Genomic DNA, 16,393 nt, shown 5'->3' with positions numbered 1-16,393 from the left:
GGCCATTGGAGGCGTAAGTGGATCGTTTTCGCGGCCCCGACGAGCTGGCCCGCGTGCTCGGCGACTGGATGTCCACCGCCGGCGCCCTCTACCGGCAGCTCGCCGCGGCGCTGGGCGACGCGATCAGCGCCGGTGACCTCGTGGCCGGCGACCGGCTCCCGTCCGAGCGGGAGCTGGCCCGGTCGCTGCACCTGAGCCGGGCGACCGTGGTGGCGGCGTACGACGAGCTGCGGGGCCGCGCCCTGGTCGAGAGCCGGCAGGGGAGCGGCAGCCGGGTGGCCACGCCGGCCGAGCGCGGGCCGGCCGCCGTGACCAGGCGGCTGCGCCGCGGTCTCTCCGCGGAGGCGGTGCGGCGGCTCGACGAGACGGCGGACGACCTGATCTCGATGAGGTACGCGATCGAGCCCGGTGACCCCCGCATCGCCTCGGCGGTCGCCGACGTGGTCGAGCAGGACCTGCCGACGTTGCTCGACGAGATCGGCTACACGCCCCGCGGCCTGCCGGCGCTGCGCGAGGCTCTCGCGGACCACCACACCCGCCAGGGGCTGCCCACCACCCCGGGCGAGGTCCTGGTCACGACCGGGACCCAGCAGGCCCTCACCCTCGTGTCCCAGCTGCTGCTCGAGCGTGGCGCGACGGTCGCGGTCGAGTCACCGAGCTGGCCGGGCTGCTTCGACACCTTCAGCGCGGTCGGCGCCCGGATGGTCGGCGTCGAGCTCGACGGGGAAGGACCGAGGATCGACCGGCTGCGTGCCGTCCTGGCCGCGGAGCAGGTGTCGGCGCTGTTCGTGATGCCCACCTTCCACAACCCCACCGGGCTGCTGATGTCGGACCGGCGCCGCCGTGACGTCGCCCGGGTCGCGGCCGAGCACGGCGTCCCCGTCGTCGAGGACCACGGCTACTCGACGGCGCTGGCCGTCGCCGGTCCGCTCCCGCCGCCGATCGCCGCGTACGCACCGGAGGCCGGACGGGTCTTCACCGTCGGATCGCTGTCCAAGGCGCTGTGGGCGGGGCTGCGGGTCGGCTGGGTGCGCGCGGGCCGGAGCGACATCGAGCGGCTCGGCTACCTGAAGGCCAACGCCGACATGGGCACCCCACTGCTCGACCAGGCCGTCGTCACGCGCCTGCTGCCCATCCTCCCGACCCTCACCGAGGACCGGACCGCGGTCGCCCTCGGGCGCCTGCAGCACGCCACGACGCTGCTGCACGCGCGGCTGCCCGACTGGCAGTGGCGCACGCCCGACGGCGGCACCGCCCTGTGGATCCGTCTGCCCGGCTACGACGCCGCGGTGTTCGCCCGGGTCGCGCTGCGCCACGGCGTCGAGGTGACCCCGGGCCGCGAGACGGACCCGTCCGGAGCCTGGGACGACCACCTCCGGCTGCCCTTCACCTTCGAGCCGGCGCTGATGACCGAGGCCGTGCGGCGGCTGGCGGCCGCCGCGGATGAGATGACGGGGCGCTCCGCCTCCTAGGCTGGTGACGTGACCCTGCCCGCCGCCGTCCTGTGGGACATGGACGGAACCCTCGTCGACACCGAGCCCTACTGGATGGCCACCGAGGAGGCCATCGCGCGGGAGTACGGCGGGACGTGGACCCACGCCGACGCGATGCAGCTGGTCGGCAACGACCTGCTCGTGTCGGGGGAGTACATCAAGGCCAAGCTCGGCCTCGCCCAGTCCGCCGAGGAGGTCGTCGAGCTGCTGCTCGACGGCGTGGTGGCCCAGGTCCGCCACGCGGTGCCGTGGTGCCCGGGTGCCCGGGAGCTGCTGCTCGCCCTGCACGACGCCGGTGTGCCGTGCGCGCTGGTCACGATGTCGTACCAGCGCTTCGTCGCACCGATCCTCGAGCACCTGCCGCCGGAGACCTTCCGGGTGATCGTCACCGGCGACATGGTCGACCAGGGCAAGCCGCACCCCGAGGCCTATCTCACCGCCGCGGCCGCGCTCGGGGTCGACCCGGCCGACTGCGTCGCGGTCGAGGACTCGCCGACCGGCGCGACCTCGGCCGAGGCCGCCGGATGCCGGGTGCTTGTCGTACCGAACCACGTGCCCGTGCCACCGGGGCCCGCCCGGGTGTTCCGGGAGACCCTCGAGGGGATCACTCCGGCGGAGCTGGGCTCGCTGCGCTGACCCGGTCCCGGGGCTCCGGGTAGGGCGGCGGCGTGCCGCCGTAGGCGGGACAGATCGCCTGGTGGGCGCACCAGCGGCAGCCGGCGCCCTTGCGCGCCTCGAACTCCTTGCGCTCCGTGGCCGCCCGGATGGCGTCCCAGACCGCCAGCACCTTGCGCTCGGTGGCCAGCAGGTCCTGCTCGTCGGGCTCGTAGCGCAGCACCTCGCTGTTGCCGAGGTAGACCAGCTGCAGCATCCGCGGCACCACGCCGCGCATCCGCCACAGCACCAGCGCGTAGAACTTCAGCTGGAAGAGAGCCTTGCCCTCCCACATCTCGTTGGGCGACGGTCCCGTCTTGTAGTCCACCACGCGGATGGCACCGTCGGGCGCGACGTCGACGCGGTCGATCACCCCGCGGAGCAACAGCTTCGCGTCGGTCAGCGTCTCGACGTACAGCTCGCGCTCGGCGGGCTCGAGCCGGGTCGGGTCCTCGAGGTCGAAGTACTTCGCGAGCGTCGCGTGGCACGACGCCAGCCATTCGGCGATCTCGGCTCCGTCGACCGGGAACATCGAGGCCACGGCCGGCTCGATCTCCTGGAGCTCCTCCCACGCAGGCGCCAGCAGGAGGTCGGCCCGCTCGGGAGTGCGCTCCGCCGCCGGCAGGTCGAAGAGCTGCTCCAGCACGCGGTGGACCACGGTGCCCCGCACAGCCGCGGGGGAGGGCGGCTCGGGCAGCCGGTCGATGCTGCGGAAGCGGTAGAGCAGGGGGCAGTTCATGAAGTCACCGACCCGGGACGGCGACAGCGCACCCAGCACGTCGACCCCGTCGACGCGGGTGCCACCACGCTCGGACGGGTCGGCCGGCTCGATGCCGGCTGCGGCGGATGCGGTCGTCATGGGAGCGACAGTAGGCGAGGCCTCCGACAACCACCGGATAGCCTCGGTACGTGTCCGGCCACCAACGCCCCGCGCCCGAGCCTGCCCCCCTGCCCCGGGGCATGTTCCGGATCGGGCGGATCGCGGGCAGCGACGTGCTGGTGTCCAGCTCCTGGTTCCTCATCGCCGGCCTGATCGCGCTCATCATGGGCCCCCGCGTCGACCAGGTGCAGCCCGGCCTCGGCGGCTGGAAGTACGTCGTCGGCGTCGCCTTCGCGATCGCGCTCTACCTCGCGGTGCTGCTCCACGAGGCCTCGCACGCCATCGTGGCCCGGCGGTTCGGGTTCACGGTGCACTCCATCACCCTCCACTTCCTCGGCGGCGCGACCGCGATCGAGGGCGAGGCCCGCCGGCCGCGGCAGGAGTTCTGGATCGCCGTGGTCGGTCCGCTCACGTCGATCGCCGTCGGTGTCGCGGCCCTGGCCCTCTGGTTCGTCACCCCGAGCGGACTGCTGCTCCTCGTCATCGAGGGCCTGGCCGGCGCCAACCTGATGATCGGGGTCCTCAACCTGGTGCCCGGCCTCCCGCTCGACGGCGGCCGCGTGCTCAAGGCCGGCGTCTGGGCCCTCACCGGCCGGGTCCACACCGGCACGGCAGTCGCCGCCTGGACCGGCCGCGGTGTCGCCGTGCTCGTCGCCGTGGGGGCGCTGTGGTGGTCACGCGACGGCGCCCTGATCAACCCCCTGGTGCTGCTCGTCGTCGCCGTGTTCCTGTGGACGGGGGCCAGCCAGGCGCTGGCGGTGTCCGGCGTCACCCGCCAGTTCGACGGGATCGTCGCCGGCGACCTGGCCCGGCGGGCGCTGTCCGTGCCCGACGACGTGCCGCTGGCGGAGGCCATGCGCCGGGCGCTGGAGGCAGGTGCCGGGAGCATCGTCACGACGACCACCGACGGCCGCCCGGTCGGCGTGGTCGACGAGACCGCCGCCCGCGCCGTACCCGGCGAGCGGGCGCCCTGGGTCGCGGTGTCGACCGTGGCCCGCACCCTCGAGCCCGGCCTGACCCTGCCGATGCGGATCACCGGCACCGCGCTCCTCGACACGGTCCGGACCACGCCGGCCTCGGAGTACGTCCTGCTCGACGACGATGGCCGCGTCTACGGCGTACTCGCCGCGTCCGACCTGATCCGGGCCGTACGACGCTGAGCCGATCCTGATCCGGTTCCGGGCCGGTTCCGGGCCGGTTCCGGGCCGGTTCCGGGCCGATTCAGGAAGGCCGGCCGGTGCCGATAGATTGCGCCGGTGACCGATGCGCCCCTCAGCTACCCCGGCGACGTTTCCCCCGATGCCTGGTCGGGTGTCCACCGCGGCCCGCTCCGGGCCGGTGAGTGGGTCCGGCTGGTCGACGGCAAGGGCCGCAAGCACAACTTCGAGCTGATCGAGGGCAAGCGCTTCTTCTCCAACAAGGGCCATCTCGAGCACGACGAGCTGATCGGGCGCGAGGAGGGCTTCACGGTGACCTCGTCGGCCGGCGGCGAGTACCTCGTGTTCCGCCCCCTGCTCTCGGAGTTCGTCGTCTCCATGCCGCGCGGCGCGGCGGTGGTCTACCCGAAGGACTCGGCCCAGATCGTGGCGATGGCCGACATCTTCCCCGGCGCCCATGTCGTCGAGGCAGGCGTCGGCTCCGGGGCCCTCACCTGCTCGCTGCTGCGTGCCGTCGGGCCGCATGGCCGGGTGTCGTCGTACGAGCGGCGCGAGGAGTTCGCCGACGTCGCACGGCGCAATGTCACCCAGTTCTTCGGGGGCGATCACCCCGCCTGGACGCTCACCCTCGGCGACCTCGCCGAGGAGCTGCCCGCGTCGGGGGAGCGCTGCGACCGGATCATCCTCGACATGCTCGCCCCCTGGGACTGCCTCGACGCGGCCGCCGACGCGCTGCTGCCCGGCGGCATCGTGTGCGCGTACGTCGCCACCACCACCCAGCTCTCCAAGTTCGTCGAGGCCGTGCGGGTCCACGGCGGCTTCACCGAGCCGACCCCGTGGGAGTCCCTCGTCCGCGACTGGCACGTCGAGGGTCTCGCGGTCCGGCCGGGCCACAAGATGATCGGTCACACCGCGTTCCTCGTCACGGCCCGCCGGATGGCGCCCGGCCAGCGCGCGCCGCTCAAGAAGCGCCGCCCCGCGCCCGGGGCCTACGGCCCCGACTACACCGGTCCCCGCCCGCCCGGCGTCCCGGACACGCCCGCCGACGACTGAGCGGTTTCATGTTGCGGTTTGGTCCCAAACCGCAACACTTCCGGGCCGAAACATGCGGTTTGGGACCAAACCGCATCAATCACTTCCCTGTAACTCCGCCCCGAGTAGGGTCGGAGCCAGGAGGTGTGCCATGACGAGCATGGGAGAAGGCACGACAGGCGGACACCGTTCCCCGAGTCGTGAGGAGCTCGAGGACCAGGTGCGTTACCTCGAGGAGGAGGTCCACGACCTGCGCCGCCGCCTGGTCGACACCCCGACCGGCGCCGCCCGGTCCCTGGAGGCCCGGCTGGCCGAGGCCCAGCGGTCGCTCGCCGCCGTGACCGCCCAGAACGAGCGGCTGGCCGGGACGCTGCGTGACGCCCGGGACCAGATACTCAAGCTCAAGGAGGAGGTCGACCGGCTGGCCCAGCCGCCGGCCGGCTTCGGGACCTTCCTGCAGCGCAACGAGGACGACACGGTCGACGTGTTCACCGGCGGCCGCAAGCTCCGCGTGACGGTCAGTCCCGCCGTGGAGCTCGACTCGCTGCGCCGCGGCCAGGAGGTCATGCTCAACGAGGCGCTCAACGTCGTCGCCGCGCTCGAGTACGAGACGGTCGGTGAGGTTGTCATGTTCAAGGAGCTGCTCGCCGACAGCGAGCGGGTCCTGGTCATCGCGAATGCCGACGAGGAGCGTGTGGTCCGGCTCGCCGACCCGCTGCTCGGCACGACCCTGCGCGCCGGCGACTCGCTGCTGCTCGACTCGCGCGCTGGCTACGTCTACGAGCGGGTGCCGAAGTCGGAGGTCGAGGAGCTTGTCCTCGAGGAGGTTCCCGACATCACCTACGAGACCATCGGCGGACTGGGCAACCAGATCGAGATGATCCAGGACGCCGTCGAGCTGCCCTACCTCTATCCGGAGCTGTTCGCCGAGCACGAGCTGAAGCCGCCGAAGGGGATCCTTCTCTACGGCCCGCCGGGCTGCGGCAAGACGCTCATCGCGAAGGCGGTCGCCAACTCGCTGGCCAAGAAGGTCGCCGCCAAGACCGGCCAGGAGGGGAAGTCGTACTTCCTCAACATCAAGGGCCCTGAGCTGCTCAACAAGTACGTCGGGGAGACCGAGCGGCACATCCGGCTCGTCTTCCAGCGGGCCCGGGAGAAGGCGAGCACCGGTACGCCGGTCATCGTGTTCTTCGACGAGATGGACTCCCTGTTCCGCACCCGCGGCTCGGGCGTGTCCTCCGACGTCGAGAACACCATCGTCCCGCAGCTCCTGAGCGAGATCGACGGCGTGGAGCTGCTGGAGAACGTGCTGGTCATCGGCGCCTCCAACCGCGAGGACATGATCGACCCGGCGATCCTGCGGCCGGGCCGGCTCGACGTGAAGATCAAGATCGAGCGGCCCGACGCCGAGTCGGCGCGCGACATCTTCAGCAAGTACCTCACGCCCGGGCTGCCGCTGCACGCCGACGACCTCGCGGAGTTCGGCGGCGACCGCAAGGCCGCGGTGAGCGGGATGATCCGGGCCGCGGTGGAGCGGATGTACTCCGAGACCGAGGAGAACCGCTTCCTCGAGGTGACCTACGCCAACGGCGACAAGGAGGTCCTGTACTTCAAGGACTTCAACTCCGGCGCGATGATCCAGAACATCGTCGACCGGTCCAAGAAGATGGCGATCAAGGACTTCCTCGAGCACGAGCAGAAGGGCCTGCGGGTCTCCCACCTGCTCCAGGCCTGCGTGGACGAGTTCAAGGAGAACGAGGACCTGCCCAACACGACCAACCCCGACGACTGGGCGCGGATCTCCGGCAAGAAGGGCGAGCGGATCGTGTTCATCCGCACGCTCATCACCGGCAAGCAGGGCACCGAGCCCGGCCGCTCGATCGACACGGTCAACGACACGGGTCAGTACCTCTGACGCCTGCTTGGCCCCCTCGCTAGGGTGGGGCACGTCCCCGAACGTCTCGTCCGACAGGAGCCCCCCGTGGTCAAGAAGCTCATCATCGTCGCCCTCGTCGCCCTCGGCGTCACCGCCGCGGTGAAGGTCGCCAAGGGTCGCTGACCCCTACCGTGTGAACGGGCCCCGCACCTCCCGGTGCGGGGCCCGTCGCGTCATCTTCCGCGCAGGTACCAACCGCGGGCCACGTGGTACGCGCCGTAGCAGCCGAGCCCGGCCGCCACGAGCAGGATCACCCAGCGCCCGCACGGCTCGTCGCGGAACCGGACGATCGCCTGGTCGAGGCCACCCGACTTGTCCGGGTCATGGGTGGCGCCCGCCCACCCGAGCAGCAGGCCGATCACGCCGAAGGCGACGCCCCGGCTGACGTAGCCGGACCGGGCGAGCGCGGCGATGACCGCGCCGACGGCCCCCGTGCGCCCGTCGGCATCGAGGTCCTGGCGCCAGCGGTCGCCGAGCCCCTTGACGACGCTGACCCCGCCGACACCGACGATGACGACGCCGAGCGCAACGACGATCGCAGGGCCGACCGGCAGGTCCAGCAGGGCGACCGTCACACCCCGCGGCGCGCGGCGGCCCCCGCTGCCCTCGCCCAGGGCCGAGCGGACTGCCAGCACGGCGAGGAAGCCCAGGACGACGCTCCGTCCGGCCGCGCCGGCCCGGGACCACCCCCTCGACGAGCCGTTGACCGCGCGGACCGCCTGCTCGAGCGCCAGCCCGGCGAGGCCGGCTGCGACGAGCCAGAGCGCGACCCGCCCTGCCGGCTCGCGGGCAAGCTGTTGGAAGGCGCCCTGGCCCGACGGGCTGCCGTGCCGCTCGCCGAACGCGAGCGCGCCGGCGAGCCACGCCACGACGACGTACACGAGCCCGTAGGCGACCATCCCGACCCGCGCGAGGCGGTCCAGCACCGCGTGGTCGGACATAGCCCGGTGGTACCCGCTCGCGGCATACCGATGCCGGCGCCGAGGCCTACCCGTAGGCTGGACGCATGAGCGTGCGCCGCGTGATGGGCACCGAGGTCGAGTACGGCATCTCGGTCCAGGGCCAGCCGACCGCCAACCCGATGGTGGCGTCGTCGCAGGTCGTCAACGCGTACGCCACGGCCACCGTGCGGGCCCGCCGCGCACGCTGGGACTTCGAGGAGGAGTCGCCGCTGCGCGACGCCCGCGGCTTCGACATGTCGCGCCAGATCGCCGACCCGAGCCAGCTCACTGACGAGGACCTGGGCCTCGCCAACGTGATCTTGACCAACGGCGCCCGGCTCTACGTCGACCACGCCCATCCGGAGTACTCCACACCCGAGGTGGTCACCCCGCTCGACATCGTCCGCTGGGACAAGGCGGGGGAGCAGGTCATGCTCGACGCAGCGCGCCGAGCCCAGCAGCTGCCCGGCAACCCGGCGATCGTTCTCTACAAGAACAACACCGACAACAAGGGCGCCTCCTACGGCGCGCACGAGAACTACCTCATGCGCCGCTCGACACCCTTCGCCGACATCGTCCGGCACCTGACGCCCTTCTTCGTCAGCCGACAGGTCTTCTGCGGCGCCGGGCGGGTCGGCAAGGGCCAGGACGGCCGCGACCACGGCTACCAGATCAGTCAGCGTGCCGACTTCTTCGAGGTCGAGGTCGGGCTGGAGACCACCCTCAAGCGGCCGATCATCAACACGCGCGACGAGCCGCACGCCGACCCGGAGAAGTACCGCCGGCTGCACGTGATCATCGGCGACGCCAACCTGGCCGAGATCGCGACGTACCTCAAGGTCGGCACCACCTCGCTCGTGCTCGCGATGATCGAGGACCGCTTCATCGGGCGCGACCTGGCCGTGGACACCCCCGTCGCCGCGTTGCGGGCGGTGTCCCACGACCCGACGCTGCGCCAGAGCGTCACGATGGCCGACGGGCGCAAGCTGACCGGCATCCAGCTGCAGCTGGAGTACCTCGACCTGGCGAAGAAGTACGTCGAGGACCGCTACGGTGCGGATGCCGACGCCCAGACCGTCGACGTGCTGGCCCGCTGGGAGGACGTCCTGGCCCGTCTCGAGTCCGACCCGATGTCGCTGGCCGACCAGCTCGACTGGGTCGCCAAGCTCAAGTTGATCGAGCAGTACCGCTCCCGCGACGGCCTGGCCTGGGACGACGCGAAGCTGCAGCTGATCGACTACCAGTACTCAGACATCCGACCCGAGAAGGGCCTCTACCACCGCCTCGTCGGCGCCGGGCGGATCCAGCGGCTGCTCACCGACGAGGAGGTCGACCGGGCGATGACGAACCCGCCCGAGGAGACCCGTGCCTACTTCCGGGGCCGCTGCCTGGAGAAGTACGCCCCTGACATCGCCGCGGCGTCGTGGGACTCGGTCATCTTCGACCTGCCGGGGCGCGAGTCGCTCCAGCGGGTTCCCACCATCGACCCGCTGCGCGGCAGCAGGGCACATGTCGGCGAGCTCATCGACCGGTGTGGGACGGCTGTCGAACTCGTCCGCGCGCTCAGCCGCTAGGTGGCTAGGCTGGAGCCATGGCCCAGGAGCAGAAGCAGCCGCGCAAGTCCGACGAGGCGGAGGAGACGACCGAGGCCGTCGCCGAGACCGACGTCGCCGAGCGCAAGGAGGCCCTCGACGACGACGTCGACGCGATCCTCGACGAGATCGACGACGTCCTCGAGACCAACGCCGAGGACTTCGTGAAGTCGTTCATCCAGAAGGGCGGCGAGTAGCCCCCGATGAGCGACGCACGCATCCCGGGCGCCTTCCTGCGCCCCGGGACCTCCTCGTTCAGCGACTTCCTCGCCGAGAACGCCCCCGATCTGCTGCCTGCCCGCCGGTCGCTGCCCGCCGGCAGCCCGGGCGTCACCGGGGAGTTCGCCCCGCACGGCACCACGATCGTCGCCGTGACCTTCCCGGGCGGCCTGGTCATGGCCGGTGACCGCCGCGCCACGATGGGCAACGTGATCGCCCAGCGCGACATCCAGAAGGTCTTCCCTGCCGACGAGTACTCCGTGGTCGGTATCGCCGGCACCGCCGGGCTCGCGGTCGAGATGGTGCGTCTGTTCCAGGTCGAGCTCGAGCACTACGAGAAGATCGAGGGCTCGATCCTCTCCCTCGACGGCAAGGCCAACCGGCTCTCCGCGCTCATCCGCGCCAACCTCGGCATGGCGATGCAGGGCCTGGCCGTGGTCCCCATGTTCGCGGGCTACGACCTCGACAGCGGCGCCGGACGGATCTTCGGCTACGACGTCACCGGCGGCCGCCACGAGGAGGCCTCCTTCTTCACCGTCGGCTCCGGCTCGCTGTTCGCCCGCGGCGCCCTGAAGAAGCTCTGGCGCGACGACCTTTCGTCCGACGACGCCGTGCGGGTGTGCCTCCAGGCGCTCTACGACGCCGCCGACGACGACTCGGCCACCGGCGGCCCCGACCTGACCCGCCGGATCTTCCCGATCGTGTGGGTCGTGACCGCCGACGGCGCCGTCCAGCTCGACGAGGGCGCCATCGGCGCGCTCGCCGACCAGGTCGTGGGGGCCCGGATGGCCCGACCCGACGGACCGCTCGCACCCCTGCCCGGCGGGGGAGAGGAGACGCAGGCATGAGCACCCCGTTCTACGTCTCGCCCGAGCAGCTGATGAAGGACCGGGCGGACTTCGCGCGCAAGGGCATCGCCCGCGGCCGGTCCCTCGCCGCGGTCCAGTACGCCGACGGCGTACTCCTCGTCACCGAGAACCCCTCCCAGGCGCTCCACAAGGTCTCCGAGCTCTACGACCGGCTCGCGTTCGCCGCCGTCGGCCGCTACAACGAGTTCGAGAACCTCCGCATCGCCGGCGTCCGGCTCGCCGACATGCGCGGCTACTCCTACGACCGGCGCGACGTCACCGGCCGCGGCCTGGCCAACGCCTACGCCCAGACCCTCGGCACCATCTTCTCCTCGGGCGGCGAGAAGCCCTACGAGGTCGAGATCTTCGTGGCCGAGGTCGGTGCGACCGCCGCCGGCGACCAGATCTACCGGCTGACGTACGAGGGCCGGGTGGCCGACGAACACGGCTTCGCGGTCATGGGCGGCGACGCCGACACCGTGTCGTCGTACCTCACCGAGCACTACACCGACGGCGCGTCCCTCGACGCAGCGCTGCAGGTGGCGGTCGCCGCGCTCGGCCACACCTCGGACGGCGGCCAGGTGCAGGACCGGGTCATCCCCGTCGAGGATCTCGAGGTCGCGGTCCTCGACCGCACCCGCTCCCAGCCCCGCAAGTTCCGCCGCATCCTTCCCGCTCGCCTCGCCGAGCTCCTCGGCGACCGAGGCCCGGCCGAGACGGCTCCCGAGCAGCACAGCTCCGAGACGCCGGCAGGCGGGGCGGCCGAGACCGGGGGAGGCGACGAGCCTCCGGTGGCGCCGCCGCTGTAGCACGCGCAGCTCCTACGAGGCTGAAGTTGATGCGGTTTGGTCCCAAACCGCATCAATTCGTGCCTCCGACAAGCGGTCTCTGCCCAATCGATGAGGCCAGGTGAGAGGTGCGGCTGGCCGGTCATCCACAGGTAGTCGGGAGGCACTTGCTCCTGCTCCCGTGCCCGGCCAGCCTGGGCGCCATGCAGATCGGACCGGACGGCGCCATCCGTGGCGAGGTGCGTGTAGCCGGACACCAGCGTGTCGCCCACGGCCTGTACCGACCGGAGACCGCGGATCTCAAGCCGTGGGACAACTTCCTTCGCGACCTGAGTGCCCTGCGGCTCGTGCTGCCCGCCGACGCCGTCTTCACGCACGTGACCGGCGCGCGGCTGCTCGGGTGGCAACTGCCGGCTCTGCCGGAGCAGGTTCCGCACTTCGCCGCGGTGCGAGGAGCGAATCGTCCTCGACGCCCCGGCTTGATCTGCTCCCGGCTGCTCCATGACTCGAAGACTCTGGTCGTCCACGGATTGCCGGTGGACGATCCGGCAGAGGTCCTGTTGCGCGCCGCGCGCGACCTCGGAGATCTCGACCTCGCGGTCATGGTCGACTCCGCGGCGCGACTCGGACACGTCACCGATGACGCTGTCCGGCAGGTCCTGGTCTCGAAGCGTCCTGGTACACGCCGGCTCCGCTCTGTGTGGCAAAGCCGCAACGAGCGCGCCGAATCGGCTGGCGAGACGCTTCTCCACAAGTTTCATCAGATCCTAGAAGTGCCGACCGAGCCACAAGTCGACATCCACGACGACGATGGACACTTCATCTGTCGCGCTGACCTGGTTGTTGTCGGGACACGGAACATCCACGAGTACGACGGCGCGGTTCACCGGGGCAAGTCGGTTCACCGGCGTGACCTTCGTCGCGAGCGCGCGCTCACCAGCACCTCGTACGTCCGGCGTGGCTACACCTTGGACGACCTCCTCAACCATGCGGCCGTCGTCATGCACGAGTTCGACCGGCTCCTCGACCGTCCGCACAAGGCCGCTCGGCTTCGTGCCTGGCGAGCGCTGGTCGGCGATTCTCTCTATTCGGATACGGGCCGGACACGGGTGATGAACCGCTGGTACCGATCCACGAACCCTGTCGATTGGGCGAGAACCGCATGACGCTGGTCCGGACTGTCGCGGTTTGGGACCAAACCGCAACCACCCAGCACATGCGCCGCCGCAATGCCCATCGCGGCAGTAATGTGCGTACATGGACCGTCGGATCTTCGGGATCGAGAACGAGTACGGGGTGACGTGCACGTTCCGGGGACAGCGGAGGCTGAGTCCCGACGAGGTGGCGCGCTACCTGTTCCGCAAGGTGGTCAGCTGGGGACGCAGCAGCAACGTGTTCCTGCGCAACGGCGCCCGGCTCTATCTCGACGTCGGCAGCCACCCGGAGTACGCGACGCCCGAGTGTGACGACATCACGGAGCTGGTGACGCACGACAAGGCGGGGGAGCGGGTCCTCGAGGGCCTGCTGCTGGACGCGGAGCAGCGCCTGCACGACGAGGGGATCGCCGGCGAGATCTACCTGTTCAAGAACAACACCGACTCGGCGGGCAACTCCTACGGCTGCCACGAGAACTATCTCGTCAGCCGCGCCGGCGAGTTCAGCAGGCTGGCCGACGTCCTCATCCCGTTCCTCGTGACCCGGCAGATCATCGTCGGGGCGGGGAAGGTGACGCAGACGCCGCGCGGGACGAGCTACTCCGTGAGCCAGCGGGCGGAGCACATCTGGGAGGGCGTGAGCAGTGCGACCACACGGAGCCGGCCGATCATCAACACGCGCGACGAGCCGCATGCCGACGCCGAGAAGTACCGTCGGCTCCACGTAATCGTCGGCGACTCCAACATGAGCGAGACGACCACCATGCTCAAGGTGGCGAGCTGCGATCTCGTGCTCCGAATGATCGAGGAGGGCGTGGTGATGCGCGACCTCACGATGGAGAACCCGATCCGCGCGATCCGCGAGATCTCCCACGACGTCACCGGCCAGCGCAAGGTGCGCCTGGCCAACGGGCGCGAGGCCAGCGCGCTGGAGATCCAGGGGGAGTACCTCTCCAAGGCGCGCGACTTCGTCGACCGGCGCGGGATCTCCACACCGGTCATCGAACGCGCCCTCGACCTGTGGGAGCGGGCCCTCAAGGCGGTCGAGTCGGACGACCTCGGCCTGGTCGACCGGGAGATCGACTGGGTCATCAAGTGGAAGCTGATCGACCGCTACCGCGCCAAGCACGGCCTGCCGCTCAGCCACCCGCGGGTGGCGCAGCTCGACCTCGCCTACCACGACATCCACCGCAGCCGCGGCCTCTACTACCTCCTGGAGAAGCGCGGCGCCGTCGCCCGGGTCAGCAACGACCTCAAGATCTTCGAGGCCAAGTCGGTGCCGCCGCAGAACACCCGCGCCCGGCTGCGCGGCGAGTTCATCCGCCGGGCCCAGGAGCGGCGCCGCGACTTCACGGTCGACTGGGTGCACCTCAAGCTCAACGACCAGGCCCAGCGCACCGTGCTCTGCAAGGACCCGTTCCGGGCGTACGACGAGCGGGTCCAGCGCCTGATCGACGGCATGTGACACATCCCAACCTGGCAGTCGGTAGGGTTTGCGCGTGCTGATGCGCCTGCGACGTCCCTCCCTGCTGCTCCTGTCGACCCTGCTGCCCGCGAGCCTGGCTCTGGCCGCCTGCGGCGGCTCCGACTCCGACGAGGTCAAGGGCCTCGACGCGGTATCGATCAGCGGCTCGGTGGGTGAGGCCCCGAAGCTGGACTGGAAGGCGGTCATGACCGCCGGCAAGCCCGCGGCCAAGGTCCTCACCGAGGGTGACGGCGCCGAGCTGAAGAAGGACGACGTCGTCCGGGTCGAGTTCACCCTCGCCGACGGCTGGACCCACAAGGTCAACTACGACAGCTACGACGCCACGTCGCTCAGCACCCTCGTCAAGGTCGGCGCCGAGAAGGAGCCCCAGACGCTCACCGACCTGCTCTCCCTCGCCTTCGCCGACCAGATCAAGCCCGGCCAGAAGATCGGCAGCCGGATCGCGGTCACGGTCGGCAGCGACGTCGCCTTCGGCGACTACCTCGGCAGCCAGGCTGCCGGGCTGCTCGCCGGGCTCGACATCGGCAACGAGGACGGTCTGCTGTTCGTCGCCGACCTGGTCGCCGTGGCCGGCCCCGAGGGCACCGAGGCGGCCGCTCCGGGCTGGGCGCCGAAGATCGTCGAGGAGGCCGGGCTCCCGGCCAGCCTCGACTTCGCGGGCGCGCCGAAGCCGAGCGGCAAGCTCGAGGTGGCCACGTTGACGGAGGGCACCGGCCCGGCCGTCGTCAAGGGGCAGACGATCCTGGTCAGCTATCTCGGACAGATCCCGGACGGCGAGAAGCCCTTCGACGCGAGCTACGCCGACGGCCGTGCCCTCGAGGCCGTCGTCGGCGGCAAGGACGCCTCCGTCGTCAAGGGGTGGTCGAAGGCCCTGGTCGGCCTGCCGGTCGGCAGCCGGGTCATGATCCAGATCCCGCCGAAGCTCGGGTACGGCAAGGAGGGGCAGGGCGAGGACATCCCCGCCGACTCGACGCTCTACTTCGTGGTCGACATCCTCGACGCCGCCGACACGAAGCCGAAGCCGGAGCCCGCCCCCGAGCCGACCCCCGAGTCGACCCCCGAGTCCGCCCCCGAGCCGAGCACGGATGCCAGCACCGAAGAGTGAGCGTCTGCTCAACCTGCTGATCATGCTCCTGGTGCAGCGCCGACCGATCGCCAAGGAGCGGATCCGCGAGCTGCTCTACCCGGACTCACGCCTCGACGCCTTCGAGAAGATGTTCGAGCGCGACAAGGAGGAGCTGCGGGGCCTCGGCGTCCCCGTCGAGGTCGCGACGATCGACCCGTTCTTCGAGGACGAGGTCGGCTATCGGATCCCCCCGGAGGCCTTCGCGCTCCCCGACGTGGAGCTGACGCCCGAGGAGGCCGCGGTCGTCGGCATCGCGTCCCGGGTCTGGCAGCACGCGACCATGGCGCAGGCCACGACGGACGCCGTCCGCAAGCTGACCGCGTCCGGCATCGACGTCGACCTGGGCGCGCTCGAGATCGCCCGACCCCTGCTGACCGCTGAGGAGCCGGCCTTCGAGCGCTGCTGGGTCGCGGTCTGCGAGCGCAACGCGATCGAGTTCGACTACCAGCGGCCCGACGCCGACGCGCCGATGCGCCGGCGGGTCCAGCCGTGGGGCGTCGTGCGCTACTCCGGACGCTGGTATCTCGTCGGCTACGACGCCGACCGACGGGCCGAGCGGGTCTTCCGGCTGTCCCGGGTCCAGGGCGAGGTCCGCCTCGTCGGTCCGCCCGGCGCGTACGACGTCCCCGCGGAGACCGACGTACGCGAGATCGCGCGCCGGATGGCGCCGCCGATCCCCGCCACCACCGCGGTGCTTCTCGTACGCCAGGGGACCGGGCACGGCCTGCGGCGCAGTGCCGAGCAGGTGACGGTCGGGGTGGACGGGCCCGACGGCCGCACCGGCTGGGACCGTGTCGTCCTGGTGCGCCCGACCCAGGGACTGGCCGACGAGGTGCTCTCGCACGGTCCCGACGTCGTGCTCGTGGAGCCGGTGGCGGTGCGCGAGCAGGTCGTCGCTCGATTGAGGGAGGCGGTCTTGTGAACGGCCAGAGCGTTGCGGTTTGGTGCCAAACCCCCACCACACGCCGTACGGACCAGCGGAGCTCGGAAGAGCGGCGTGTAGGGGATGTGGGGGGGTGGGGGGGGGGGGGGGGGGGGGGGGGGGGGGGGGGGGGGGGGGGGGGGGGGGGGGGGGGGGGGGGGGGGG

15 protein-coding genes are annotated in these 16,393 nt (G+C 71.2%); 13 read left to right on the top strand and 2 right to left on the bottom strand.

From position 1 onward, the window contains the following. The first annotated feature begins 17 nt into the window (after positions 1–17). Both KVF89_RS09935 and KVF89_RS09930 read left to right on the top strand, forming a co-directional pair. Positions 18–1,472, top strand: coding sequence for an aminotransferase-like domain-containing protein (locus KVF89_RS09935; RefSeq protein WP_257425307.1), 1,455 nt, complete (start codon positions 18–20; stop codon positions 1,470–1,472). 9 nt (positions 1,473–1,481) lie between these two features. Continuing rightward, a complete protein-coding gene (locus KVF89_RS09930; RefSeq protein WP_257425306.1) occupies positions 1,482–2,129 on the top strand; it encodes an HAD family hydrolase in 648 nt (215 codons plus the stop codon). On the opposite strand, the gene KVF89_RS09925 is transcribed toward KVF89_RS09930, so the two are convergent. Further along, a complete protein-coding gene (locus KVF89_RS09925; protein ID WP_257425305.1) occupies positions 2,098–3,006 on the bottom strand; it encodes a RecB family exonuclease in 909 nt (302 codons plus the stop codon). The two genes, KVF89_RS09930 and KVF89_RS09925, sit on opposite strands and share 32 nt — an antisense overlap. Positions 3,007–3,056: 50 nt before the next feature. Here KVF89_RS09925 and KVF89_RS09920 point away from each other — a divergent pair, with 50 nt between their 5' ends. From KVF89_RS09920 to arc, 3 genes are all read left to right on the top strand, one after another. After that, positions 3,057–4,187 carry a site-2 protease family protein gene (locus KVF89_RS09920; protein WP_257425304.1) on the top strand — a complete coding sequence of 377 codons (1,131 nt, stop codon included), beginning with the start codon at positions 3,057–3,059 and terminating at the stop codon, positions 4,185–4,187. A 96-nt stretch (positions 4,188–4,283) separates the two neighbouring features. After that, on the top strand, positions 4,284–5,237 hold the full coding sequence (locus KVF89_RS09915) for a tRNA (adenine-N1)-methyltransferase (protein WP_257425303.1): 954 nt from the start codon (positions 4,284–4,286) through the stop codon (positions 5,235–5,237). A 130-nt stretch (positions 5,238–5,367) separates the two neighbouring features. Continuing rightward, positions 5,368–7,131 (top strand): proteasome ATPase, encoded by a 1,764-nt coding sequence (arc, locus tag KVF89_RS09910; RefSeq protein ID WP_257425302.1) that lies wholly within the window; start codon positions 5,368–5,370, stop codon positions 7,129–7,131. A gap of 194 nt (positions 7,132–7,325) precedes the next feature. Here the strand turns inward: arc and KVF89_RS09905 are convergent, their stop codons facing one another. After that, positions 7,326–8,093, bottom strand: a complete 768-nt coding sequence (locus tag KVF89_RS09905) for a DUF1206 domain-containing protein (protein ID WP_257425301.1) — start codon at positions 8,091–8,093, stop codon at positions 7,326–7,328. Between the two features lie 65 nt (positions 8,094–8,158). Here KVF89_RS09905 and dop point away from each other — a divergent pair, with 65 nt between their 5' ends. The 8 genes from dop to KVF89_RS09865 all read left to right on the top strand — a co-directional run bounded on the left by dop (position 8,159) and on the right by KVF89_RS09865 (position 16,228). Further along, complete coding sequence (dop, locus tag KVF89_RS09900) at positions 8,159–9,667, top strand: depupylase/deamidase Dop (protein ID WP_273475604.1); 1,509 nt, start codon at positions 8,159–8,161, stop codon at positions 9,665–9,667. 17 nt (positions 9,668–9,684) lie between these two features. After that, complete coding sequence (locus KVF89_RS09895; protein WP_257425300.1) at positions 9,685–9,882, top strand: ubiquitin-like protein Pup; 198 nt, start codon at positions 9,685–9,687, stop codon at positions 9,880–9,882. Positions 9,883–9,888: 6 nt separating this feature from the next. Then, positions 9,889–10,752, top strand: coding sequence for a proteasome subunit beta (gene prcB / locus KVF89_RS09890; protein ID WP_257425299.1), 864 nt, complete (start codon positions 9,889–9,891; stop codon positions 10,750–10,752). Beyond that, positions 10,749–11,561, top strand: coding sequence for a proteasome subunit alpha (gene prcA / locus KVF89_RS09885; protein ID WP_257425298.1), 813 nt, complete (start codon positions 10,749–10,751; stop codon positions 11,559–11,561). The genes prcB and prcA overlap by 4 nt, the downstream gene beginning before the upstream one ends. Positions 11,562–11,743: 182 nt before the next feature. After that, positions 11,744–12,706, top strand: coding sequence for a putative endonuclease domain-containing protein (locus KVF89_RS09880; protein WP_257425297.1), 963 nt, complete (start codon positions 11,744–11,746; stop codon positions 12,704–12,706). Between the two features lie 91 nt (positions 12,707–12,797). Beyond that, entirely contained in the window at positions 12,798–14,159 is a 1,362-nt protein-coding gene (gene pafA, locus KVF89_RS09875) for a Pup--protein ligase (RefSeq protein ID WP_257425296.1), read from the top strand. A 40-nt stretch (positions 14,160–14,199) separates the two neighbouring features. Further along, positions 14,200–15,285 carry an FKBP-type peptidyl-prolyl cis-trans isomerase gene (locus KVF89_RS09870; RefSeq protein ID WP_257425936.1) on the top strand — a complete coding sequence of 362 codons (1,086 nt, stop codon included), beginning with the start codon at positions 14,200–14,202 and terminating at the stop codon, positions 15,283–15,285. Then, positions 15,266–16,228 (top strand): helix-turn-helix transcriptional regulator, encoded by a 963-nt coding sequence (locus KVF89_RS09865; protein WP_257425295.1) that lies wholly within the window; start codon positions 15,266–15,268, stop codon positions 16,226–16,228. Before KVF89_RS09870 ends, KVF89_RS09865 begins: the two co-directional genes overlap by 20 nt. Positions 16,229–16,393: the final 165 nt, after the last annotated feature.

Origin of the sequence: Nocardioides carbamazepini (genome assembly GCF_024614185.1) — a bacterium.
Taxonomy (GTDB): Bacteria; Actinomycetota; Actinomycetes; order Propionibacteriales; family Nocardioidaceae; genus Nocardioides; species Nocardioides carbamazepini.
Note: the sequence above shows the minus strand (reverse complement) of the source record. Positions and strands in the feature narration are given on the sequence as shown.